General features: G+C 66.2%; 17 protein-coding genes, 1 pseudogene and 1 riboswitch. Of the genes and pseudogenes, 11 read left to right on the forward strand and 7 right to left on the reverse strand.

Translation table 11 applies throughout. The annotated features are described in order from the left end of the window. Window positions 1-154: 154 nt before the first annotated feature. The gene (locus K5H97_RS26300) at window positions 155-3,085 is read right to left on the reverse strand and encodes a TonB-dependent receptor (protein ID WP_169740498.1); all 2,931 of its coding nucleotides are present in this window, start codon (window positions 3,083-3,085) and stop codon (window positions 155-157) included. A gap of 170 nt (window positions 3,086-3,255) precedes the next feature. Here K5H97_RS26300 and K5H97_RS26305 point away from each other — a divergent pair, with 170 nt between their 5' ends. The 6 genes from K5H97_RS26305 to K5H97_RS26330 all read left to right on the forward strand — a co-directional run bounded on the left by K5H97_RS26305 (window position 3,256) and on the right by K5H97_RS26330 (window position 10,137). Continuing rightward, window positions 3,256-3,795 (forward strand): sigma-70 family RNA polymerase sigma factor, encoded by a 540-nt coding sequence (locus K5H97_RS26305; RefSeq protein WP_028690300.1) that lies wholly within the window; start codon window positions 3,256-3,258, stop codon window positions 3,793-3,795. After that, window positions 3,788-4,720: a FecR family protein gene (locus K5H97_RS26310; protein ID WP_028690299.1), complete on the forward strand. Its 933-nt coding sequence runs from the start codon at window positions 3,788-3,790 to the stop codon at window positions 4,718-4,720. The genes K5H97_RS26305 and K5H97_RS26310 overlap by 8 nt, the downstream gene beginning before the upstream one ends. Before the next feature lie 116 nt (window positions 4,721-4,836). After that, window positions 4,837-5,529 carry a response regulator transcription factor gene (locus K5H97_RS26315; protein WP_028690298.1) on the forward strand — a complete coding sequence of 231 codons (693 nt, stop codon included), beginning with the start codon at window positions 4,837-4,839 and terminating at the stop codon, window positions 5,527-5,529. Further along, window positions 5,529-6,866 (forward strand): HAMP domain-containing sensor histidine kinase, encoded by a 1,338-nt coding sequence (locus K5H97_RS26320; RefSeq protein ID WP_028690297.1) that lies wholly within the window; start codon window positions 5,529-5,531, stop codon window positions 6,864-6,866. The genes K5H97_RS26315 and K5H97_RS26320 overlap by 1 nt, the downstream gene beginning before the upstream one ends. An 83-nt stretch (window positions 6,867-6,949) precedes the next feature. Next, window positions 6,950-9,178, forward strand: coding sequence for a TonB-dependent siderophore receptor (locus K5H97_RS26325; RefSeq protein ID WP_028690296.1), 2,229 nt, complete (start codon window positions 6,950-6,952; stop codon window positions 9,176-9,178). A 68-nt stretch (window positions 9,179-9,246) separates the two neighbouring features. After that, window positions 9,247-10,137, forward strand: coding sequence for an alpha/beta hydrolase (locus tag K5H97_RS26330; RefSeq protein ID WP_028690295.1), 891 nt, complete (start codon window positions 9,247-9,249; stop codon window positions 10,135-10,137). Window positions 10,138-10,141: 4 nt separating this feature from the next. Here the strand turns inward: K5H97_RS26330 and K5H97_RS26335 are convergent, their stop codons facing one another. The 3 genes and pseudogenes from K5H97_RS26335 to K5H97_RS26345 all read right to left on the reverse strand — a co-directional run. After that, the gene (locus tag K5H97_RS26335; RefSeq protein WP_028690294.1) at window positions 10,142-10,939 is read right to left on the reverse strand and encodes a nucleotidyltransferase domain-containing protein; all 798 of its coding nucleotides are present in this window, start codon (window positions 10,937-10,939) and stop codon (window positions 10,142-10,144) included. Window positions 10,940-10,978: 39 nt separating this feature from the next. After that, window positions 10,979-12,184 (reverse strand): RtcB family protein, encoded by a 1,206-nt coding sequence (locus K5H97_RS26340; protein ID WP_028690293.1) that lies wholly within the window; start codon window positions 12,182-12,184, stop codon window positions 10,979-10,981. 39 nt (window positions 12,185-12,223) lie between these two features. After that, window positions 12,224-13,132: pseudogene (locus K5H97_RS26345) on the reverse strand (slipin family protein); the annotation flags it as partial. Window positions 13,133-14,358: 1,226 nt separating this feature from the next. On the opposite strand from K5H97_RS26345, the gene rtcR reads away from it, so the two are divergent. Then, window positions 14,359-15,942 carry an RNA repair transcriptional activator RtcR gene (gene rtcR / locus K5H97_RS26350; protein ID WP_028690292.1) on the forward strand — a complete coding sequence of 528 codons (1,584 nt, stop codon included), beginning with the start codon at window positions 14,359-14,361 and terminating at the stop codon, window positions 15,940-15,942. Between the two features lie 36 nt (window positions 15,943-15,978). Continuing rightward, window positions 15,979-16,120, forward strand: a riboswitch (FMN riboswitch). Window positions 16,121-16,200: 80 nt separating this feature from the next. Then, a complete protein-coding gene (ribB, locus tag K5H97_RS26355) occupies window positions 16,201-16,851 on the forward strand; it encodes a 3,4-dihydroxy-2-butanone-4-phosphate synthase (RefSeq protein WP_028690291.1) in 651 nt (216 codons plus the stop codon). 63 nt (window positions 16,852-16,914) lie between these two features. Here ribB and K5H97_RS26360 read toward each other — a convergent pair whose 3' ends face one another. The 3 genes from K5H97_RS26360 to K5H97_RS26370 are packed head-to-tail and all read right to left on the reverse strand — an operon-like array spanning window position 16,915 to window position 20,648. Next, window positions 16,915-18,108, reverse strand: a complete 1,194-nt coding sequence (locus K5H97_RS26360) for an SGNH/GDSL hydrolase family protein (RefSeq protein ID WP_028690290.1) — start codon at window positions 18,106-18,108, stop codon at window positions 16,915-16,917. A gap of 1 nt (window position 18,109) precedes the next feature. Then, a complete protein-coding gene (locus K5H97_RS26365; protein WP_028690289.1) occupies window positions 18,110-19,246 on the reverse strand; it encodes an SGNH/GDSL hydrolase family protein in 1,137 nt (378 codons plus the stop codon). Further along, window positions 19,233-20,648 carry an MBOAT family O-acyltransferase gene (locus tag K5H97_RS26370; protein ID WP_051555648.1) on the reverse strand — a complete coding sequence of 472 codons (1,416 nt, stop codon included), beginning with the start codon at window positions 20,646-20,648 and terminating at the stop codon, window positions 19,233-19,235. Before K5H97_RS26370 ends, K5H97_RS26365 begins: the two co-directional genes overlap by 14 nt. A 220-nt stretch (window positions 20,649-20,868) precedes the next feature. On the opposite strand from K5H97_RS26370, the gene K5H97_RS26375 reads away from it, so the two are divergent. From K5H97_RS26375 to dxs, 3 genes are all read left to right on the forward strand, one after another. Then, window positions 20,869-21,111: an exodeoxyribonuclease VII small subunit gene (locus tag K5H97_RS26375; protein WP_028690287.1), complete on the forward strand. Its 243-nt coding sequence runs from the start codon at window positions 20,869-20,871 to the stop codon at window positions 21,109-21,111. Next, window positions 21,108-21,995 (forward strand): (2E,6E)-farnesyl diphosphate synthase, encoded by an 888-nt coding sequence (ispA, locus tag K5H97_RS26380; protein WP_028690286.1) that lies wholly within the window; start codon window positions 21,108-21,110, stop codon window positions 21,993-21,995. Before K5H97_RS26375 ends, ispA begins: the two co-directional genes overlap by 4 nt. A gap of 235 nt (window positions 21,996-22,230) precedes the next feature. Beyond that, window positions 22,231-24,126 carry a 1-deoxy-D-xylulose-5-phosphate synthase gene (gene dxs / locus K5H97_RS26385; RefSeq protein ID WP_028690285.1) on the forward strand — a complete coding sequence of 632 codons (1,896 nt, stop codon included), beginning with the start codon at window positions 22,231-22,233 and terminating at the stop codon, window positions 24,124-24,126. The last annotated feature ends 28 nt before the right edge of the window (window positions 24,127-24,154 follow it).

Consider the following 24,154-nt stretch of genomic DNA (forward strand, 5'->3'; position numbering starts at 1 on the left):
TACCAGCGATGCGGGGTGTCAGAGGTAAGCGTTGCAGCGCACTTGAGATCGAACGCCGTGCGGGCGGCGCTCGATCTGATAGACGTTGCAAGGGGGGCGGCGGACTCCAGCCACCCCGACGATCGGGCCAAGGCACTGGATAAAGCAGGCGCTCTCAGAAACGCGCCACCATCCCCACCCGCCAGGTCCGCCCCGGTGCAGGCATGAAGCTCTGCGCCAGCGGGTCCAGGTAGTAACGATCCGTCAGGTTCTGCACCGACACATTCAGCTCGGTGTGCTCCAGCAGCTTGTACTTGAGGAACAGGTCGAACAACGCCACCGAGCGGTAGTCGATCTGCGGCGTGGTCGCGCCGGTCTGCCAGGGCTTATCCATCTGCGCGGTGGGCCCCGAGCTGTAGGTCATGCGCCCGCCCACGGTCAGTGCCTCGTCGAAGAAACGCATCCCGCCGAGCAGGTTGGCCGAGAAGCGCGGCGGGTTCTGGGTGTTGGTGTACGAACCCATGTAGCTGCCCGACGTGCAGTCCGGGGTGTCGTGGGTGCGCTGATACCGATTGGCGCTGGCGCGTAGCTTGGCGGCGAAGGCCGCGTCGCAGGTCTCGGTCATCAGGTAGTAGGTGGCCGAAAGGTCGGCGAACACGCGCCCGGCATCGTAGTGCGACTGCAGTTCCAGGCCACGGGTATGGAAGCTGTCGGTGTTGCTGAAGGTCATCTGGCCCCACAGGCCTGGGCTCGGGTCGTAGTAACGAGTGATGTAGTTCTTGATGTCGTTGTCGAACCAGGCCAGCTTGGCCGACGCCTCGTCGCCGGCGATCAGCAGGTCGCTGCGCAAGGCGCTCCCCCCCACTTCCCAGCTGCGCGAGCGCTCGGGCTTGAGGTGCTTGCCCGGGGTGACCTGCTGGGTGCCCTGGCTGGTCTCGAACAGCGACGGCAGGCGCAGGCCTTCGGTGTAGGAGGCATAGACGAAGGTGTCCGGGAGGAACTCGACATTGATACCGAAGGCCGGTGCGAAGCCACCGCCGCGGCTTTTGCCCTGCGGGGTATAGTCGTAGCCGGTGACCACGTTGCTGATGCCTTCGGGGTGGACCTCCACGTTGGTCGCGCCGGACTCGTTGAACGGCACGCCATTGAACGGCTCGTTGCTGTTCTCGAAGACGATGCCGTTGTTCAGGCGTGGATCGGTGGCGTCGGTGTACTGGCCGTTCTGGTCGGGGAACCACATCATGCTGCCCCAGTGCCCCGGGCTGCTGGCGGTGATCCAGCGCATTTCCCGCTCCTCGCGGCGCGCCTTGGCCAGCACGGTGTTGTCCTTGGTCTGGTAGTGGGCATAGCGACCGCCGCCCCACAGCGTCAGCGTTTCAGTGGGCTTGAATTCCAGGTTGCCGTTGAAGCTGAACTCCTGGCGCGACGCGTCACGCAGCATGCGGTTGGCGTTGATGTCATGCTGGGTGGAGACCACGCTCTTCTGCGGCTGCAGGTCTTCGAGCTGGAAGGCGCCGCCCAGGTCGAGCTTGAAATCGCCATGGGCCGTGGTGAAGCGCGAAACGTTGTTCAGGTCGCCGCCGATGCGGCGATTGTCCTGGCGGGACCAGGCGCGGTCGGTACGGTACAGCTGCGACTTGGGCGCCATCCAGGCCGCGCTCAAGGTACTGGTCTTCGAGTCGGTCAGCCACAGCCTGCTGGTGAGGTCTACCCACGGATTGCCTTCGGGCAGGTAGTGATAGCGGGCGGTGTAGGTGTCGATCCGGATTTCGCTGGTGGGGTACTGGTAGATGCCAGCGGTACCGTAGCGGAAGATGTCCGACGGCATGATCTCGCCCATGTGTCCGTCGAACCGGCGGTAGCCCAGGTCCAGGGTATGGTCGTCGGCCAGCCGCCAAGTGGTCTTGAGCAGGTAGGAGTCGGTCTCGGACGACGAATTGAGCACCTCCTCGCCGGCGTTGTAGGTGTTGGCGACGCTCGGCTGTTCGTCACCGTCGCGGTCGTAGAGCCGGTAGCGGTCCTGGCCCTTCTTGCCGGAAAAGTAGTTGCCCTGGTTGCGGTGCGCATAGGCCGCCACCAGGTCGAAGCGTTCATGGGAGTAGCCGAAGGCGGCGCTGCCGGACTCGGCCTTGGAGCCGAACAGGCTGCCGCGTTGGTCGCGCGGTACCGCGCTCAGGTCCTCGTCCCTGGCGTTGCGGTTGCGGTGCTCGGGCTCCACGCCGTTGTTCCACAAGTTGCCGGTCAGGCGCACGCCGACATCCTTGCCATCGACCAGGATGTCCTCGACGCCGATGGTCTTCATCTCCACAGAGCCGCCGATCGCTCCCGAGCGGGTGCTGGGGCCCTTGTTCACGGTGACGCTGCTGATCAGGTCGGGGTCGATGTAGCTGCGCTGCTGGGTACCGCCGTAGCCCCGGTAGACATCCACCGCCTGCTCCGAGCCATCGACCCTGACCGCCACCCGGCTCTGCCCCTGGATGCCGCGGATGTTGACGTCCAGCGCGCCACCGTTGCGGCTGTCGCCCACCTGCACGCCGGCAACGCCCTTGAGCATGTCGCCCACCGAAACGGTGCTAAAGCGGTCGAGGTCTTCGCGCGACAGGTGCACCGTAGAGCGCGGCGCGCGGTAGGTGTCGCGCTGCGGGTCAACCAGCTCGCTGGCCGCGACCATGGTCGGCGTCAATTCCGTCGCTGTCGCCGATGCCTGGGCCTGTGGGATGAGGATGTACGCGCCCCGCGCGTTCGGCAGCAGTTGCAGGCCGCTGTTGGCCAGCAGCCGCCGGGCCCCTTCCTGCACGGTATAGCGCCCCTTGAGCGCCGGAGCCGCGCGGCCGCGGGTCAGCTCGGGGTCATAGGACAACAGCAGGCCCGATTGGCTGGCGAACACGCCCAGCGCGGTGCCCAGCGGCCCCTGGGCGATGTCGTAGTCGCGCGGCGTGGCATCGTCGAGCCGGGTGGACGCCACGGCCGGGGACTCGGCGGCCTGGGCCAGGGTCGAAGCCGTGCCCATCAGGCAGCCGAGCATCGCGCAACGCACGGCGAAGCTGATCGGGGACAAGTGTTGCGAAGGACGCGAAACAGGGGAAAGCCGACGAATTGCGGGCATGCTTTTCTCGCTCGTGAGGTCAGTGCCCGGCACTCGATGCGGGCTTGCACCCCTTCTGTCGCATGACGGCGAAAAAGGTATATGCGTGCGATTCGCATTTTCACTTGATCTTGTGATTTAACCAAATCTAGTGATAATTGTTTGCATTTGCGCCCTGACGCCTCCCAGCCATGACCCTTTTCAAGTCCCCGCCGCGGCCCGCCAAGCACTGCGCCGTCACCACGCTGTATATCGAGCACCACGCCTGGTTGCGCGGCTGGCTGGCGTACCGGTTGCGCTCCTGGGGGCGCGGCGTGGCCGACGATCTGGCCCAGGACATCTTCGTGCGCTTGCTCGCCAGCCGCGACAGCAACCAGCCCGACACCCTGCGCCAGCCGCGCGCCTACCTGACACGCATCGCCAACTGCGTGCTGGTCAGCTGGCGCCGCCGCCATTCGCTGGAGCAGGCCTGGCTCGAAGCGCTGGCGCTGGTGCCCGAGGCGCTGCAGCCGTCGCCCGAGCAGCAGAGCGTCATCCTCGAGACCCTGCATGAGATCGACGCGGTGCTCGACAGCCTGCGCCCACGGGTCAGGCAGGCGTTCCTGATGGCCAGCCTGGACGGCATGAAACAGAAAGACATTGCCCAGGCCCTGAACATCGCGCTGCCAACGGTGAAGAAGTACATCCACGAGGGCTACATGGCCTGCCTGAGCCAGATGCCCGATGAGTGACCAACCCGCCATTGCCCAGGCCGTGCTCGCCAAGGCCGCCGCCTGGCTGCTGCTGATGCAGGAAGGCCCGCTGACGCCAGCGCAACAGCTCGAGCTGGAACGCTGGCGGCGCCGCGACCCGGACCACGAACGCGCCTGGAAGCGCGCCGAGCGTCTGCTGACGCGCCTCGGCACCCTGCCACCGACCCTTGCCCGGCAGACACTCGTTCGCCCGCAGGACAGCAGCCGTCGCACCGTGCTGCGTGGCCTGCTGGTGCTGATCGGCGCGGCCCCGCTGGGCTGGTGGGTATGGCGGCAGACCCAGGAGGGTATCGACTACCAGACCGCAGTGGGCGAGCGCCGCGAACTGCTGCTGAGCGATGGCACCCAGGTCACTCTAAACAGCCACAGCGAGCTGCGAGTGGCGTATTCGGCCGAGGAGCGCCTGCTGCACCTGCGCCGTGGCGAGGCGTACATCGTCACCGCCGCGGACCCGTCGCGGCCGTTGCAGGTGCGGAGCGAACATGGCCTGATGCAGGCGCTGGGCACCCGCTTCAGCGTGCGCCAACGCCCTCGCGAGACTCAGCTCGCGGTCTATGAAGGCGCCGTGCGCGTCACCCCCGAGGCCGGCAGTGCCACCGTCATCCACGCAGGCTCGCAGGTGCGCTTCGACCGCGACCGGCTCGGCCTGGTGGAAATCGCCCGCGACACCCAGCTGGCCTGGCGCAATGGCTTGCTGGTGGTCGACGACATGCCGCTGTTGCAGTGGGCCCAGGAATTGATGCGCTACAGCGACCAGCGTCTGGTCTGCGACCCGGCCGTGGCCGAGTTGCGGGTCTCCGGCAGCTTCCCGGTCGATGACCTGCCTCTGGCCTTGGCCATGCTGAGCGAGAGCCATGGCCTGCGCGCGCGCGGCGAAGCTGGCGGGATGTTCATCAGTCGCTGAAACAGGGGCCAAAGGCCTCAACCACGCGACGAAATGCCAGCATCCGGCCATTGCCCCGGCACCATCGCCAATGGGATGATTCGTATTTGCAACGAATTCTCATCAAGGTCATGCCCGTGCCCCCCAAGCTCCTCCTCGCCGAAGACGACCCGCGCCTGCGCCAGGACCTGGAACAGCACTTCATGCGCCGTGGCTTCAGCGTCCGGACCTGCGAGAACGGCACCCAGGCATTGAACACGATGCAGCAGGCCCCCTTCGACCTGCTACTGCTGGACATCATGCTTCCCGGCATCGATGGCCTGAGCCTGCTCGACGAACTGCGCCGGCACCAGGCGGTACCGGTAATGCTGATGTCGGCCCTGGGCGCCGAGCAGGACCGCATCAGCGGCTTCACCCGCGGCGCCGACGACTACCTGCCCAAGCCCTTCAGCCTGGCCGAACTGGATGCCCGGATCGATGCGCTGCTGCGCCGGGTGGCGCTGGACCGGCGCCCGTCCATGCCACGCAATGCCTGCACGCTGACCTTCGATACCGCCAACCATGATGTCGCCCAGCATGGCCAGAGTGCCGGGCTGACCGGTTCCGAATACCGCTTGCTGGTGACCCTGCAAGCCCATCCCGGCGAGGCGCTGAGCAAGGCATTTCTGTACCAGAGCGTCCTGCACCGGGCCTATACCCGCCTCGACCGCGGCCTGGATGTGCATGTGTGCAACCTGCGCCGCAAGCTCGCCGCCATCGGCGCCAGCCACCTGGAAATCCAGGCCGTGCGCGGCCAGGGCTATATCCTGGTCGATGCGGGCAACACCTGATGCGCCGTCATCCGCTGCTGTGGAAACTGGCGCTGTTGCAGGTGTGCTTCTGCCTGCTGCTGACCTGGCTGATCTGGACCTGGGGCCTGTCGGTCGAACGCAGCACCTACTTCCTGGCCCCCGCCGACCGGGTGTTCCTCGCCGGCTTCGCCGAACAGGCCGAGCAGGCCTGGCGCGCGGAAGGTGCCGATGGCGTGGAACGCTTGCGCCGTCGGCTCGAAGCCGATGAGAACACCTGGGTCGCCATCATCGGCCCTCATCTGCAAAGCCTAGGCACTACCGCGCTGAGCGCCGATGAAGCCAGCCGCCTGACCTTCATGCGCAAACTCGACTGGCCGATGAGCCGGCGCCTGCAGGACGAGCTGCCATACGTGAGCATTGCCTTCCCCGAACACCCCGAGGACGGCCGCCTGGTCATCCAGCTCCCCGAACACCTGCTGCCCACCGGCCTGACACCCTGGACCCACGTAGTCACCCACGGCGTGGCCCCCGCCCTGCTCGCCCTGTTGCTGGGCCTGGCGCTGTACCGCCATCTGGTCGTGCCACTCAATCGCCTTCGCGACCGCGCCGACGCCCTGCGGGCTGATGAACTGGATGGCCCCAGGCTGCCCCTGCAGGAACGCCGCGACGAACTGGGCGAGCTGGCCCAGGCCTTCGAGCACATGGCCGTGCGCCTGCGCAAAAGCCTCGACCAGCAACGCCTGCTGCTACGTACCCTGTCCCACGAACTGCGCACGCCGCTGGCGCGCCTGCGCATCGCCCACGACAGCGAATTGCCGGCGGAGCAACTGCGACAGCGCCTGGACCGCGAGGTGGACGACATGCAGAAACTGCTGGAGGACACCCTCGATCTGGCCTGGCTGGACACCGAGCAACCGCAACTGGCGACCGAGCCGGTACTGGTGCTCTCGGTCTGGGAGGCGCTGGTCCAGGACAGCTGCTTCGAAAGCGGCTGGCCGGTCGAACGGCTGCCCTGCTCACTCGGCCTCGACTGCCAGGTGCAGGCGCACCTGGACAGCCTGGCCCAGGCCTTGGAAAACCTGCTGCTCAACGCCATCCGCCATTCGCCCGCCATTGGCCGAGTCGGCCTGGACGGTTGGCGCGAGGGCGCCTTCTGGCACCTGTGCCTGCGCGACCAAGGGCCCGGAGTACCAGAGGATGAACTCGAGCAGATCTTCCAGCCCTACCGCCGCCTGCCCGGCAGCGGCGCCGGCTTCGGCCTGGGCCTGGCCATCGCCCGGCGCGCCATCGAGCTGCAGGGCGGGCGCCTGTGGGCGAGCAATGGGCATCCTGGCCTGTGCCTGCACCTACTGTTGCCGGCAAGCGAAAGTGTTTAGAAAGTTAATGCGCTTTACTCTCAAATAGGATTTATTAGCATCTGTGATTTCTTGAATTCAGCCCGCCGTGCCGGAGATCACACATGTCGCCCCGCCCGCTTCCTCTCGCCCCCTTCCTGCTGCTGTCCAGCTGCCTGCTGAGCAGCGCCGTGCAGGCCGCCAACCAGCCAGAACCGATCGTGCTGGAAAGCCAGAACGTAGTGGCCACCGCCCTGGAGGAGACCAAGCAGGCGCCGGGTGTGTCGGTCATCACCGCCGAGGACATCCAGAAACGCCCACCGGCCAACGACCTGTCGCAGATCATCCGCACCATGCCGGGGGTCAACCTGACCGGCAACTCCACCAGCGGCCAGCGCGGCAACAACCGGCAGATCGATATCCGCGGCATGGGGCCGGAGAACACCCTGATCCTGGTCGACGGCAAGCCGGTCAGCAGCCGCAGCTCGGTGCGCTACGGCTGGCGCGGCGAACGCGACTCGCGCGGCGACACCAACTGGGTGCCGGCCGACCAGGTCGAGCGCATCGAGGTGATCCGCGGCCCGGCGGCGGCACGCTACGGCTCCGGCGCCATGGGCGGGGTGATCAACATCATCACCAAGCAACCGACGGGCGAACCCCACGGCAACATGACCGTGTACCAGAACTTCCCGCAGCACGGTGACGAAGGCGCCACCAAGCGCGTGAGCTTCGGCCTCAACGGCCCACTGACCGACACCCTGAGCTACCGCGTCTACGGCAACGTGGCCAAGACCGACGCGGACGACTGGGACATCAACGCCGGCCACCAGTCCGCGCGCACCGGCACCCAGGCCGGTACCTTGCCCGCCGGCCGCGAAGGCGTGCGCAACAAGGACCTCAACGGCCTGCTGAGCTGGCGCCTGACGCCGGAACAGACCCTGGAGCTCGAAGCCGGCTTCAGCCGCCAGGGCAACCTGTACGCGGGCGATACGCAGAACACCAACTCCAACGCCAACGTCAAAAGCATGCTCGGCAAGGAGACCAACATTCTTTACCGCGAGAACTTCGCCATCACCCACCGTGGCGATTGGGACTTCGGCAGCAGCATGGCCTTCCTGCAATACGAGAAGACCCGCAACCAGCGCATCAACGAAGGCCTGGCCGGCGGCACCGAAGGCATCTTCAGCAACACCGACTTCTACACATCGACGCTGCGCGACCTGACCGCCCACGGTGAGCTCAACCTGCCACTGCACGCCTGGCGCGACCAGACCCTGACCCTGGGCAGCGAGTGGAGCCAGCAGAAACTGGACGACCCCAGCGCCAACACCCAGACCACCAGCGAAGGCGGCAGCGTGCCCGGCCTGGCCAGCAGCGGCCGCAGCACCAGCAGCCAGGCGCAGATCTTCTCGCTGTTCGCCGAGGACAACATCGAACTGCTGCCCGGCACCATGCTCACTCCGGCGCTGCGCTTCGATCACCACAGCATCGTCGGCGACAACTGGAGCCCGTCGCTCAACCTGTCCCATGCGCTGAGCGACACCCTGACGCTCAAGGCCGGCATCGCCCGCGCCTACAAGGCGCCGAACCTGTACCAGCTCAACCCCGACTACCTGCTCTACAGCCGTGGCCAGGGCTGTTACGGGCAGAGCACCAGCTGCTACCTGCAGGGCAACGCGCACCTGGAAGCCGAGACCAGCGTCAACAAGGAACTCGGCATCGAGTTCCAGGACAACGGCTGGGTCGCCGGCCTGACGTACTTTCGCAACGACTACAAGAACAAGATCGACTCGGGCCTGAGCGGCATCGGACAGGCATCCGGCGGCGTCGGCGCCAACGCCAACGCCACCCTCTACCAGTGGGAGAACATCCCCAAGGCGTTGGTCGAGGGCCTCGAGGGTACCCTGACCATCCCGCTGAGCGAACAGCTGAAGTGGAGCAACAACTTCACCTACATGCTGCAGTCGAAGAACAAGACCACTGGCGAGACCCTGTCGGTGACCCCGGCCTACACCCTCAATTCGATGCTCGACTGGCAAGCCGCCGATGACCTGTCGCTGCAGCTGAGCGTGGCGTGGTACGGCAAGCAGACGCCGAAGAAGTACGACTACCAGGGCAAGCGGGTCACCGGCACCGCCAACGACCAGGTGGCCCCTTACGCCCTGGTCGGCGCCAGCGGCACCTATGCGCTCACTAAAAACCTGAGCGTGACCGCCGGCATCGACAACCTGTTCGACAAACGCCTGTACCGGGCCGGCAACGCCCAGGCGGTGAACGGTATCGAGGGCGCGGGCGCGGCCACCTACAACGAACCCGGGCGCACCCTCTACACCAGCCTGACCGCCTCCTTCTGAACCCGTGCCGCCGTTGCATCCGACGATGCCGCGGCGGCCTGTCATGGATGACCTCACGAGAACGCCCGATGAAGATCCTTTTCCTTATCATGACACTGGTGCTGAGCGGTTCGGCCCTGGCCCAGCCGCAACCCGAGCAGAAGATGGACACGACCCTGCTGCAGCGCCAGGACCTGGCCTATCGCTTCAGCCACCTCGACCTGGATTCGCGCGACGGCCAGCGCCATTACCGCCTGTGGATCGGCCAGCCCCGGCGCCCGGCCCCCGCCAGCGGTTACCCGGTGCTATGGATGCTCGACGGCAACGCCGCCATCAGCGCCCTTGAGCCAGAGCAACTGCAGGCGCTGGCCGGCGGCCAGGCACCGCTGCTGGTCGCCATCGGTTACCAGACTGACCACCGCATCGAGCGTGCCGCCCGTACCTACGACTACACCCCCGTGGTGCCCGGGCTGGCCGAGCAACGCGATCCCCTGACCGGCCAGGCCAGCGGTGGCGCCGATGAATTCCTCGATCTGCTGGAGCAACGCATGCGTCCGATGGTCGCCGCTGTGGCGCCCGTCGACCCGCAACGACAGACACTTTGGGGCCACTCCTATGGCGGGCTGTTGACGCTGCACACACTGTTCACCCGCCCGTGGCTGTTCAGCGACTATGCAACGGCCAGCCCATCGTTATGGTGGAACGACGGCGCCATCGTGGCCGAGATGCAAGGGTTGCAGGAGCGGCTGGGCAGCCACCAGCCTAGCCTGCTGCTGATGCGCGGCACGCGGGAACCGGCCAACCCCCGAGGGCCGCTGCAGGGCGATGTGCAACGACCTGCCCGGGCGCTGGTGGCCAGTCTGGCCGGAGTGAAGGGATTGTCAGCGACTTTCCAGCCATTCGACGGCCTGGACCACGGGCCAATGCTGCCGTCATCGCTGTGGTTCGTGATGGACAGGATGTCCAAGTCGGCTCAGTGAGCCGTCATCCAGCCTGGCGCACGGTGTCCCGCAGAAAATCATCCAGCAACCCGGTGTCCCCCCTCGTCACCGGTACTTCCCGCGCCTCTCCTGCCCGCGCCAGCTCGGCCTCGATGAACCCATGCAATACCTCATCCCGCGGTCCGTGCTCGGCCTCGCCGCTGCGGCGCTTCACAACCAGCAGCGCGTCGATCGCCGCCTGCAGTCGCGGGTCATCGACGGTACGCGCCATCAACGCGGCGAACGCCGTCGGCGGCATGCCCAGTCCCTGGTCGATCCAGCGCACCGCCAGCAACGGTCGCAGCACATACAGGTACTTCTTGAAACGCACCGTCTCGCCCATCAGGTAGCCGCGCAGGTTCTTGCGTGCCATCGACAGGTAGTGGTGGCGCACGGCGCGCGGCGAGTAGAAAGCCTCGCCCAGCTCGCGCAAACGCCCGGTAGCTTCGGCGTCGGCGCGGTACACCAGCGGCGAGCCCAGCCACTCGAGCAAGCTCGGGTTGGCGCCGCGCATCAGGCGCAGGGCCTTGCGCAGCTCCCAGCCGCTGATGTCCAGTTCGTCGCAGAGCGGCCGCTCGATCACATCGCGAGGCTCGTCCACCCGCAAGTACCAGTCGTTGCGCGGCACGTAGACAAAGCGCACATCATAATCGCTGTCCGGCGAAGCGAAGCCCCAGGCACGGCTGCCGGACTCGCAGGCATAGAGCACGTTCACCTCGTGCTCGCGCTCGATACGTTGCAATTCATCGAGCACCCGGGCATGCATGGCCTCGGGCAATGGGTGGGGGTCGTCCTGATACATGTCTTCGTTCCTTGTACAGGGCGCCATAGGGCGCCCATTTCAACCTTTCACGCACACCACCTGACGCAGGGTATGCACCACTTCGACCAACTCCCGCTGGGCCTGCATCACCGCATCGATGTCCTTGTAGGCCATCGGGATCTCGTCGATCACATCCTTGTCCTTGCGGCACTCCACATGGGCGGTGGCACGCTGCTGGTCCTCGACGGTGAAGCGGCTCTTGGCCTTGGTACGGCTCATCACCCGGCCCGCGCCGTGGCTGCACGAACAGAACGCCTCCTCGTTACCCAGACCACGGACGATGAAGCTCTTGGCGCCCATGGAGCCGGGAATGATGCCCAACTGGCCCTTCTGCGCCGACACCGCACCCTTGCGGGTCACCAGCACCTCGCGGCCGAAGTGCTGCTCCTTCTGCACATAGTTATGGTGGCAGTTGACCGCCTCGAGGCTGGCCTCGAACGGTTTGCCCAGCACCTTTCGGGTGGCGGCAACCACCGCCTGCATCATCAGCTCGCGGTTGTGCCGGGCGAAGTCCTGCGCCCACTCGACCGCCTCGACATAGTCAGCGAAGTGCCGGCTGCCTTCCTCGAAGTACGCCAGGTCCCGGTCCGGCAGGTTGACCATGTGCTGGCGCATGTCGGCCTGTGCCAGTTCGATGAACAGGTTGCCGATGGCGTTACCGACACCACGCGAGCCGCTGTGCAGCATGAACCAGACCCGGTCGGCCTCGTCCAGGCAGACTTCGATGAAGTGGTTGCCGCCCCCCAGTGTCCCCAGGTGCTGGCGGTTGTTGGTCTTCTCCAGCCGCGGGTGCTTGTCGGTGATCGCCTTGAAGCGCCCGGCCAGGCCGCTCCATACCTGGTCGGCCTGGTTCGGCACATTGTCCCAGGCGCCTTGGTCACGACGACCGAAGGTCTTGCCATGGGGCACGGCTTTTTCGATGGCCGTGCGCAGGCCGTGCAGGTTGTCCGGCAGGTCGCGGGCGTGCAGCGAGGTGCGTGCGGCGATCATGCCGCAGCCGATGTCCACGCCCACCGCCGCCGGAATGATCGCGCCCACGGTGGGGATCACGCTGCCGATGGTCGAGCCCTTGCCCAGGTGCACATCCGGCATCACCGCCAGGTGCTTGAAGATGAACGGCATCTTCGCCGTGTTCATCAGTTGCTTGCGGGCGTCGTCCTCGACCGGCACGCCGTCGGTCCACAGTTTGATCGGCTTGCCGCCCGCCACTTCGAGTATGTTCATTGCCTTGTTCCTTGTTGCGCTACGTCGTGTCGCAAAGGGTCAACCCGCCTTGAGGCTGACCATTCCATTCAATACCTGATCCAGACCACCGAACACCGAAATCCGGTCGATGCGCTCGGCCACCCGCTCCAGGGTTTCCAGCTCCTTCAGGCGCAGGGCCGTCGGGTTGCCTTCCATCACCTTGGCGGTGTTGAGCAGCGAACGGGTCGCCTGGGTTTCCTCACGGCGCCGGATCACGTTGGCCTGGGCGGCCTTTTCCGCCTCCACCACCTGCGCCAGCAGGGTCTTCATTTCGCCCGGCAGGATGATGTCGCGCAGCCCGAGGCTGCCCACCTCCAGGCCACTGCCCGGCAACTGCGCCTGCAGGTGCTCGGTAACGCTGTCGTCGATCAGTTGTTTGTTCTCCAACAGCTCATCGAGGGTGCGGGTACCCACCGCCGCACGCAGGCCGAACTGCAGCTCGCGGTACAGGTGCTCAACTGGCTTGCTCATCTGCCCATGGGCACCGAGCACGTCGGTATAACGCCAGTTGGCCACCAGGCTCAGGCGCAGGTTGACCTTGTCGCGGGTGAGGATCTCCTGGCCGCTCACCTCCAGCGCCTGCAGGCGGGTGTCGACCATCTCCACCGCTACCTGGCTGCCGCAGCGCCAGTAGCCATGCTGCCCGGGCTCGAGCAAACCGGCCACCACGCCGTCAATCTTCAGCACGCCGACATGGAAAGCCGGCACCAGCGCCAGCAGTACATGGTCCATGCCGGCGATTCCAGGACGATTCAGGCGGGTCACCAACTCGGCGTCCAGGCACTGGCCGTGGGTCAGGTCGATACGTTGCAGCTCGTGCCTGGCCTGGTCTTTCCAGTAGGCACGGCGGCTGTCCGGCGGCAGCACTTCGACCAGCTTGCCGTCCTCGAAGCGCAGCCCGACCTCATGCTCGCTCAGGTCCATGCACACCAGGTGCTGGTCCATGCCACGGGCGAGCAACTCCCGGACGTTGACGTCCGAAACCGGGCGACGCGTGTCCACCGTGTCCACCACCACCTGGGCGCCACAGCGCCAGAAGCCGTGCTGCCCGGCCGGCAGCAGGTCGACCACGACACCGTCGATGCGCAGCACACCGACACTGAAGGTCGGCACCGTCACCAGCAGCACGTTGTCCATGCCGGCGATTCCCGGTTTGTTCAGGCGTGCCAGCAGTTCGGCGTCCAGGCGCCGCCCCTGGGCCAGGTCGATCCGCGTCAGGCTCTGCCGGGTCGGGCCTTTCCATTGCAGGCGGCGGCTGTCGGCTGCCAGCAGTTCCTTCAACTGACCATCCTCGAAACGCAGGCCCACTTCGTTTTCGGCCATGTCCAGGGTAAGGAAATACTGCTCGACCAACGCCGGCTCATGTTGGCGCAGATAGCGCTCGAGGGGATAGTCGTGCAGCGGGGAATCCTGGGGGCAGTTCTTCAGCGTCAGCCGCCCCTGCCAATCGAAACGCTTGTACTGGCCCGGCTCGAGGATCGCCTCGAAATCGCCATCGTTCAGCAACAGGCCGTGTTCGTTCTTCTTCACTACAAAGCGCTTCAACATGTTCATCTTGCTCATCCTTTGTTCAATGTCCTTGGTTGCCGGTGGTCGCCAACCCAGCGGGCGTCGCGAGCGAAGCCTGGCGGAGTCCGGGGCCGGGAGCGTTGCTCCAGCGGCCACCCTCGTTGCGCCAAGCCCGGCCGGCGAGCCGGGTGGGCCAGCGGTGGGCCAGGCGTCCTTCGCAGTGACGGGCCGTCCTGGCCCTGCTTGCGTTGCCTGTGCCCCACCGGCGGGTGTTGCGGTTACAGCTACCTTAGGAGGGTAGTGCCGGGGCTTTGCCCGGCGAGCGTCTGCGCCAGCCTTTCCAGGGGCCCAGCGCAGCAATGACCGGTCGTTGCGGCGGCGGCATGCACGACACCGACACCTGAAGGTGGGTACGTGCACCGGCGGGGGGTTCCCCTTTCCCGAGGGCCTGCCTGGCGATGCGGTCGAGAGGGATATAGCGAGCGGCGTGCCAGGTTTTCATTTGGCATAGATAAGATTATTTAACTTATTGTTTTATATAGGGTTATTTTTATCTTATTCATTTGCACACCACTGCAAGCACTCATGGAGATTCTTTTTTTGTATATCATCGGATAGCAATTTATCTTTTAGGATAATCAAGGATGCGCAAGCCTCTCGTCGCCATCGGCTTCCTCGGTACCACCCTCGACCGCAACGGCAAGGGCGCCGCACGCTGGAACCGCTGGCGGCCAACCATCGGCCTGTGCCAGCAAGCCGACCTGCCTCTGGACCGCCTGGAACTTATCCACGGCCCCGGCGCCCGCGACCTCGGCCTGGCCGAGCGGATTCGCGCCGACGTCCAGCAGGTCTCGCCCGGCACCGAAGTGCGCCTGCACCCGCTGGCGCTGCGCAACCCGTGGGACTTCGAGGAGGTCTACGGCGCCCTGCACGACTTCGCCAGCGGCTATACCTTCGACACCGAGCGCGAGGACTATCTGGTGCACATCACCACCGGTACCCACGTCGCGCAGATCTGCTGGTTCCTGCTCACCGAGGCGCGCTACCTGCCAGCGCGCCTGGTGCAGACCTCGCCCTCGCGCAAGCAGGACGAAAACAGTGACCCGGCCGGCATCGCCACCCTGATCGACCTCGACCTGTCGCGCTACGACCCGATCGCCTCGCGCTTTCGCCGCGAGCAGGTCGAGGGGCAGTCGCTGCTCAAGTCCGGCATCGCCACGCGCAACCAGGATTTCAATCGCACCATCGAACAGATCGAACGGGTCGCCCTGCGCTCGAAGGCCCCCATGCTGCTAGTCGGCCCGACCGGCGCCGGGAAGTCATTTCTGGCCCGCCGCGTCCATGAGCTCAAGCGCGGGCGCCATCAGCTGGGCGGGCGCTTCATCGAAGTGAACTGCGCCACCCTGCGCGGCGACGGTGCCATGTCGACCCTGTTCGGTCACGCCAAGGGCGCCTTCACCGGCGCCCAGAACGCCCGCGACGGCCTGCTGCGCGCCGCCGACGGAGGCATGCTGTTCCTCGACGAGATCGGTGAACTGGGCGCTGATGAGCAGGCCATGCTGCTCAAGGCCATCGAGGAAAAACGCTTCTTCCCGCTGGGCGCGGACCGCGAAGTGGAAAGCGACTTCCAGCTGATCGCCGGCACCCATCGCGACCTGCGCGCCAAGGTCGCCGACGGCTCGTTCCGCGAGGACCTGTTCGCCCGCATCAACCTGTGGACCTTCGCCCTCCCCGGCCTGGCCGAACGCCGCGAGGACATCGAGCCGAACCTCGATTTCGAACTGCAGCGCCATGCCCGCGAACAAGGGCGTCAGGTGCGTTTCAACCTCGAGGCCAAGCGCCGCTACCTGGCTTTCGCCCATGCCGGCGAGGCCCGCTGGGCCGGCAACTTCCGCGAGCTATCGGCGTCGATCACGCGCATGGCGACCCTGGCCGACAGCGGGCGTATCGATGAGGAAATGGTCGAGGAAGAGATTGCCCGGCTGCGCTATGCATGGGGCCTGGAGTCGGCCAGCGAGCCACTTTTGGCCGACCGCGCACTCGACCTGTTCGACCAGGTGCAGTTACAGGCGGTGATCGACGTCTGCCGCCGCGCACCGAGCCTGTCAGAAGCCGGGCGTCAGCTGTTCGCGGTATCGCGTCAGGAGAAGGCCAACCCCAACGACGCCGACCGCCTGCGCAAGTACCTGGCCCGCTTCGGGCTGGAGTGGCAGCAACTAAAGTCGTAGGGCTTGCCAGCCCGCTGGCACAGTGCTGTATGCTTGGCCGGTCTTCAGGGCGGGGTGAAAGTCCCCACCGGCGGTAAATCGAAAGATGAGCCCGCGAGCGCCCCGGCCATGCCGGGGGTCAGCAGATCTGGTGCGACTCCAGAGCCGACGGTCATAGTCCGGATGAAAGAAGGCGTTTGGCAGGGGCCGTCCGGGCGCCCCTGCGCGCGCATTATGTTCGCCCCGAGACGTTCATCGATCATTCACGAGGAGCGTTTCATGTCCACCATGCTCAACACGCAATTCCCCAACGTCAGTGCCGCCATCGCCGCCTTCCAGGCCGGGCGCCCCGTGCTGCTGCTCGACGACGACGACCGCGAGGACGAAGCCGATATCGTCGCCGCCGCCGAGAACCTTTCGCTGCAGACCATGGCCATGATGATCCGCGACTGCAGCGGCATCGTCTGCCTGTGCCTGGACGAAGCCACCGTCGACGCCCTGCAGCTGGCGCCGATGGTGCAAAACAACCAGGCCCGCCATGGCACCGGCTTCACCGTAACCATTGAGGCCGCCGAAGGGGTCAGCACCGGCGTGTCGGCACAGGACCGCATCACCACCATCGAGGCCGCGCTGCGCTCGACCGCGCAGGAACGTCATATCGTCAGCCCAGGCCATGTGTTCCCGCTGCGCGCTCGCGATGGCGGCGTACTGACCCGCCGCGGCCACACCGAAGGCTCGGTGGACCTGGCCCGCCTGGCCGGCCTGCGCCCGGCGGCGGTGCTGTGCGAACTGATGAACCCCGACGGCAGCATGGCCCGCGGCGAGCAGGTGGCGGTGTATGCGCGGCAGTACAACCTGCCGGTGCTGACCATCGAGGAACTGGCGCGCTATCGCGAGACGATGGTCGAGTTGCAGGCCGAGCCGGCCTGATACCTGAGCAAGCCCGCCCCCGGCCAGCGTGGGAGCGGGCTTGCCCCGCGATGAGGCCAGGCCTCAACGCAACCCCAGCGGCCCCTTCAGAAACTCGTACAACCCCGCCGCACTCTTGCGATAGCCATCAGCCGTCAGGTGCACCAGATCCGGCCGCGCCAGCCCACCTGCCTGCCAGCCGGCAATCGAGCACGGCCCACCCATGAACCCTTGCCAATCCCAGAACAGCGCCTTGTGCTTGTACGCCATCTGCTTCTGGATACGGATCACCGAGGCCAGCGGTTGCGGCTGGCGCGCCGCACAGCTGCGCGCCTTGCGCTGCTTGATCGAGTCTGGCGGACCGACCAGCAGGATCGCCGCCTGCGGCAGGTCCTTGCGCAGGCCCGTGAGGGTCGCGTCCAGTTGCGTCTGGTACAGCGCCAGGTCGAGCTTGTCGTCGAACGCTTCATTGGTGCCGTAAGCCAGGATCACCAGGTCAGGCCGCACGGCCTTGAGGCTGTCGCGCCAGCCCGGCTGCCACTTGTCCACCACGTCCAGGCGCGCGCCGTTGATGCCCAGCGCCGAGTAGGTCACCCCGGCATGCTTCTGCCCCTGGATGTACCAGCCACCCAAAGCGACACCCCGACCGCCCTCGACACTCAACTGCACCGGCAGGCCGACATTGGCGTAGGCCGGACTGAAGCGCCACTGGCCATTGCTGGCCGGCAGCACGCGGCGCTGGCCGCCATTGACGAAGAGGCTGGCGCTGGTGGTCGACTGGTACAGCGCCGAAACCTTGTAGCGCTGGCGATCCTCGTCCCGCGCCTGCAGCACCACGCTGGCACGATTGGCCAACGGCAGCGACAGGTAGCCCCCCAACGGAAACTGCGAGCTCTGCTGGTTGCGCGCCGACACCAGCTCCCACTGGCGCTTCTCGCTCTTGATGATCACCCGGTCGTTGCGGATCCCCGGCACTGGCGAAGCCGGCACCAGGCCGATGCCACCGTCGCCGTAGCGCGCCTGCAACAGCTTGCGCAGCTCGCCGCTGAACAGGTCGGCGGCGGTATGCGAGTCTCCCAGCTGGACGATGGCGACCGGCGCCCGGCCGGCATTGCGCAGCTTGCCGGCGAGCAAGGCCAGGTTGCCGTCCTGGCGGGTGGCTGGCGCGGCGGCTGGCCGGGCCGTGGGCTGGGCGCTCACGCTGTTGGCGCCGGTGCTGCAACCCGGCGCGGCGCTGATCAGCAGGGCCAGGCCCAGCAGGTGATGCCATTGGCGCATCTCAATGTCCTGTAACGGTCAGGCCCGGAAAACTGATCAGCGACAGAACCTGTTCGGCGATCATCTTCTGGCCTGTGATGGTGAAATGAATGCCGTCGTCGACCCGCACCTTGACCCGCTTGCCCTGCGGTGTCTGCACCGTATACGAGAAGTTGGCGTCGGGGTAGCCGAGGATCGGGTTGGCCGAGACATAGTGCTGGCCGAACAGCGCGGTCTGCTCCTGGTATAGCCCGCTGAGGTAGCCCATGGCCGTGGACAATCGCGCCTTCTCCATGTTCGGCGGCCCGACCCAGATCACCTGCACGTTGTGCGCGCGGGCCTGCTCGAGGATCGAATCGATACGGGCGCGGTAGGCGACCTCCCACTCCGGCGACTTGAAGCGCAGGAACGGCTTGCCCTTGCCCTGGGGCATGTCCCACGGGTCGTTGGGGCCGAGGAACACCACCATCAGGCGCACGTTCGGTTCGTGATCAAGGGTGTCGGCCACGGTCTTCGGCCAGTTGAAGAAGCCCGGGTAAGCAAGGCCGGTGCTTTGCTTGCTGAGGTTGACGGTGCGGATCTGGTAGCGCTTGCGCAGGCTGTTGGCCAGGTGCGGCGCCACGCCCTGCATCAGCGAGTCACCGACCAGGAACACGTCGTCGCCAGCGGCCAGCGAGGCCACGGTACCCGGCTGCAGCAATGCGGGTGCAGGCGCGGGCGGCGCAGGCTGGGCGACAACGACGGGGGCTGGCGCATGAAGCGGCGCAGGCGTCGGCTGCACATGCGCCGGCGTCGACACCGGTGGCAACGGCTTGGCCACGGCCGCCGGGGTTTCCAGATCGACCGTGACCACCGGCTGCGGTGCGGGCAGAACCTCGACCGCCGGCCCCTCGGCCAGTTGCGCCGCGGGCAGCAACTGCTCGAGCAGGTCATCGCGCTGCGCCTCCAGCATGGCCGTCAACTGCGCACCCATGCGCCAGGCCGGCATCTGGCCTAGCAGCGGTATCTCGCAGCTCTGGTGGTATTTCTGCTGGCAGTAGAGCTTGATCGAGTCCTGGTTCAGCCAGAACAGCAATGCGGTGGTGACCACGATCGCATACAAGCCACGGGCGGCGCCCATCTGCACCTGGAACAGCTGTTTGCTATCAGAAGCTTGCATAGATGAACCCCGGCACGCCCGACTGCGAAGCGAAAATCACCAGCGACACGCCGACCCCGAGCGGGATCGGGTACAGCTGCCACGGCAGACGCTGGAACAGCGCGCCACTCTGGCGCAACAGCGCCAGCCACTGTGGATAACTGGCCACGAACAGCACGCAGGCCAACAGCATCAGGCCGGTGGCGCTGTTCAGCCCCGCCAGGCTCAGCTGGCCGATGTCGCCGAGCATCTCAAGCGCGCCATCCAGCGTCGGACTGCGGAAGAAGATCCAGGCGAAGGCCACGTAGTGGAAGGTCATCAGGCGCGCCAGCAGGCCGGAGCCCGGCAGCCGTGCGAAGCCCGGAAACCACTGGCTGAACAGCTTGGAAATGGCCAGGCCGACACCATGCAGCGCGCCCCAGATGATGAAGTTCACGCTCGCCCCGTGCCACAGGCCGGACACCAGCATCGCCAGCAGCATGTTCAGGTTGCCGCGCCATGCGCCCTTGCGATTGCCGCCCAGCGGGATGTACACGTAGTCGCGGATGAAGCGCGACAGGCTGATGTGCCAGCGCCCCCAGAATTCCTTGAGGTTGTGCGCGGCGTACGGCGCGTCGAAGTTGTCCGGCAGGCGAAAGCCCAGCAGCAGGGCGATACCGGTGACCAGGTTGGTGTAGCCGCTGAAGTTGAAGTAGATCAGCAAGCTGTAGCCGTACACGCTCAACAGCACCTGTTCGGGGCTGGCGCTGCCCGGGGTGTCGAACACCGGGTCGACCCACTCGCTGCCCAGCCAGGCGCTGAGGAAGAACAGCTTGACCACCGCCATCGCGATCAACCCCAGCGCCCGCTGCGGCTCCAGCACCTGGCGCATGGCCGGCGGACGGACCTGCGGCAGCATGTGCAGGGCACGGTTGACCGGCCCGGCCACCAGGCTGGGGAAGAACGCCAGGTACAGGGCCAGGTCCAGCGGCGCCGCCGGCGCCAGTTCGCGGCGGTTGATCGACACCAGGTAGCTGACCGAATGGAAGGTATAGAACGACAGCCCGATCGGCACCAGCACTTCCAGCAGCGGCAGCGACACCTCGAACCCGGCCGCCGCCAGGGCGCCCTGGGCGCCGCCGACGAAGAACTCCTGGTACTTGAACAGGTAGAAGCAGCCCAGCACCAGGGTCAGCAGCAGCACGCGACAGAACCAGCGCCCGGGATAGCGCCCCGCCAGCAGGCCGAGCAGGTACACCAGCGCGCTGTAGCCCAGCAGGATGTACAACGACTGCAGGCTGAAGCTCGCCACCAGGCCATAGCTGGCGGTCAGCAGCAGCAGGTTCTGCAACCGCACGCTCCAGCACAGGCTCCAATAAAGAATGAAGAACAGCGTGAAACAGAGGCCGAATTCGATCGAGAGGAAGCTCACAACGTAGTCCATTACATGACGTCGGGAAGAAAGGTCCCTGACCCGCAGGCCAGAGCGCGCGGATTATGGCAGAGGGCCGTCACCCCCACAATTCGATTGCATCGCCGATTGCAAGATGGCTCGCACCGAACAAGTGCAACAAAATGCGACGAACGATAGGCCCATGCAATTTGCTCCCCCTGCCCCGCTCTGCTAGTGTCGCGCCGTTCTGAATGCCACCGAGACAGTCGCCATGGCCCGCAAAAAAACCTCCATCGATTTCGAACAATCCCTCGCCGACCTGCAAGCCCTGGTCGAACGCCTGGAGAACGGCGAACTGTCGCTGGAAGAGTCGCTGGCCGCCTTCGAGCAGGGCATCGCCCTGACCCGCGATTGCCAGGGCGCCCTGGCCCAGGCCGAGCAGAAAGTGCAGATCTTGTTGGAGCGTGACGGCGAACTGGCTGCCCAGCCGTTCGACGCGGAGCCCGAGGCATGATCGCCCAGTACCAGCAGAGCGCCCAGGCACGGGTCGACGCCGCCCTCGAACCGCTGTTCCAGGCACCGTCGAAGGAACTCGAACGCCTCTATGCCGCCATGCGCTACAGCGTGATGAACGGCGGCAAGCGCGTGCGCCCGCTGCTGGCCTATGCCGCCTGCGAAGCCTTCGGTGTGCCTGCCGAGCATGCCAACGGCGCGGCCTGCGCGGTGGAACTGATCCACGCCTACTCGCTGGTGCATGACGACTTGCCGGCGATGGACGACGACGACCTGCGTCGCGGCCAGCCCACCACCCACAAGGCGTTCGATGAAGCCTGTGCGATCCTCGCCGGCGACGGGCTGCAGAGCCTGGCCTTCAGTGCCCTGCTCGACCCTCGCCTGAGCCCGCAGGCCGACGCCATCCGCCTGCAGATGGTCCAGGCCCTGGCCAAAGCCGCCGGCCCCGCCGGCATGGTCGGCGGCCAGGCCATCGACCTCGGCTCGGTGGGCGTCAAGCTGGACCAGCAAGCCCTGGAGTACATGCACCGGCACAAGACCGGCGCGCTGATCGAAGCCAGCGTTCGCCTTGGCGCCCTGGCCAGCGCCCGCGCCGATCAGGCCCAGCTTGATGCCCTGCAGACTTATGCACAGGCCATCGGCCTGGCGTTCCAGGTGCAGGACGACATTCTTGACGTGGAGAGCGACACCGCCACCCTGGGCAAGCGCCAGGGCGCCGACATCGCCCGCGACAAGCCGACCTACCCGGCGCTGCTCGGGCTGGAAGCGGCCAAGGCCTATGCCCTGGAGCTGCGCGACCAGGCGCTGGCCGCGTTGGCAGGTTTCGGCGACAACGCTGAGCCGTTGCGAGCGCTCGCCCGCTATATTGTCGAGCGCCGCCACTAAGGCCTGACACATCCCCCTGTAGGAGCGGCCTTGTGTCGCGAAAGGGCTGCAAAGCAGCCCCAGATTCAGCATCAATGCAGAAATTGCCGGGGCCGCTGTGCGGCCCTATCGCGACACAAGGCCGCTGCTACAGGATATCTGCCGCACCGGTGGCCCTCATACACCCGTCCGAATGGGCAGCTTTTCCTACAATGGGGTAAACTGCCGCGTCTTCACACCTATAACGACACGCCTGATGCCCACGACGTTTCAAGAGATCCCCCGCGAACGCCCGGTCACGCCATTGCTGGACCGCGCCGATACGCCCGCCGGCCTGCGCCGGCTGGCCGAAGCCGACCTGGAGACCCTGGCCGACGAGCTGCGCCAGGAGCTGCTCTACACCGTCGGTCAGACCGGTGGGCATTTTGGCGCGGGCCTGGGCGTCATCGAGCTGACGATCGCCCTGCACTACGTCTTCGACACACCGGATGACCGGCTGGTGTGGGACGTCGGCCACCAGGCCTACCCGCACAAGATCCTCACCGGTCGCCGTGAGCGCATGCTCAGCCTGCGCCAGAAGGACGGCATCGCCGCCTTCCCGCGCCGCAGCGAGAGCGAATACGACACCTTCGGCGTCGGTCATTCCAGCACCTCGATCAGCGCCGCCCTGGGCATGGCCATCGCCGCCCGCCTGCAGAACGACCCACGCAAGTCGATCGCCGTGATCGGCGACGGCGCACTGACCGCCGGCATGGCCTTCGAGGCGCTGAACCACGCCCAGGAAGTGGATGCCGACATGCTGGTCATCCTCAACGACAACGACATGTCGATCTCGCGCAATGTCGGCGGCCTGTCCAACTACCTGGCCAAGATCCTCTCCAGCCGCACCTATGCCAGCATGCGCGAAGGCAGCAAGAAAGTGCTGTCGCGCCTACCCGGGGCCTGGGAGATCGCCCGCCGCACCGAAGAGTACGCCAAGGGCATGCTGGTGCCCGGCACCCTGTTCGAGGAACTGGGCTGGAACTACATCGGCCCGATCGACGGCCACGACCTGCCGACCCTGATCGCCACCCTGCGCAACATGCGCGACCTCAAGGGTCCGCAATTCCTGCATGTGGTCACCAAGAAGGGCAAGGGCTTCGCCCCGGCCGAGGTCGACCCGATCGGCTACCACGCGATCACCAAGCTGGAGCCGGCCGACAAGCCGGTGGCGCCGAAGAAGGCCAGCGGGCCGAAGTATTCCGCCGTGTTCGGCCAATGGCTGTGCGACATGGCCGCCGCCGACAACCGCCTGGTGGGCATCACCCCGGCGATGAAGGAAGGCTCGGACCTGGTCGACTTCAGCGAACGCTACCCCGAGCGCTACTTCGACGTCGCCATCGCCGAACAGCACGCGGTGACCTTTGCCGCAGGCATGGCCTGCGAAGGCGCCAAGCCGGTGGTGGCGATCTACTCCACCTTCCTGCAGCGCGCCTACGACCAACTGATTCACGATGTGGCGGTGCAGGACCTCGATGTGCTGTTCGCCATCGACCGCGCCGGCCTGGTCGGCGAGGACGGCCCGACTCACGCCGGCGCTTACGACCTCTCCTACTTGCGCTGCATCCCCGGCATGCTGGTGATGACCCCCAGCGACGAGAACGAGCTGCGCAAGATGCTCAGCACCGGCCACCACTACAAGGGCCCGGCCGCCGTGCGCTACCCGCGCGGCACCGGCCCGAATGCACCGATCAGCGGCGACCTCGAGCCGCTGGAGATCGGCAAGGGCGTGGTCCGTCGCCAGGGCGGCAAGGTCGCCCTGCTGGTGTTCGGCGTGCAACTGGCCGAGGCCCTGCAGGTGGCCGAGCAGATCGACGCCACCGTGGTCGACATGCGTTTCGTCAAACCGCTGGACGAGGCCCTGGTACTGGAGATGGCCGCCAGCCATGAGCTGCTGGTGACCATCGAGGAGAACGCCATCATGGGTGGCGCCGGCGCTGCCGTCGGCGAGTTCCTGGCCCGCGAGGGCGTGGTCAAGCCGCTGCTGCACCTGGGCCTGCCGGACATCTATGTCGAACATGCCAAGCCTGCGCAGATGCTGGCTGAATGTGGGTTGGATGTGGCTGGTATACAGGCGGCCGTCACTGCCCGCATGACCAAGCTCGGCCTGTAAAAACCGATCGCGGGGCAAGCCCGCTCTC

Source organism: Pseudomonas mosselii (assembly GCF_019823065.1).
GTDB classification, from domain to species: Bacteria; Pseudomonadota; Gammaproteobacteria; order Pseudomonadales; family Pseudomonadaceae; genus Aquipseudomonas; species Aquipseudomonas mosselii.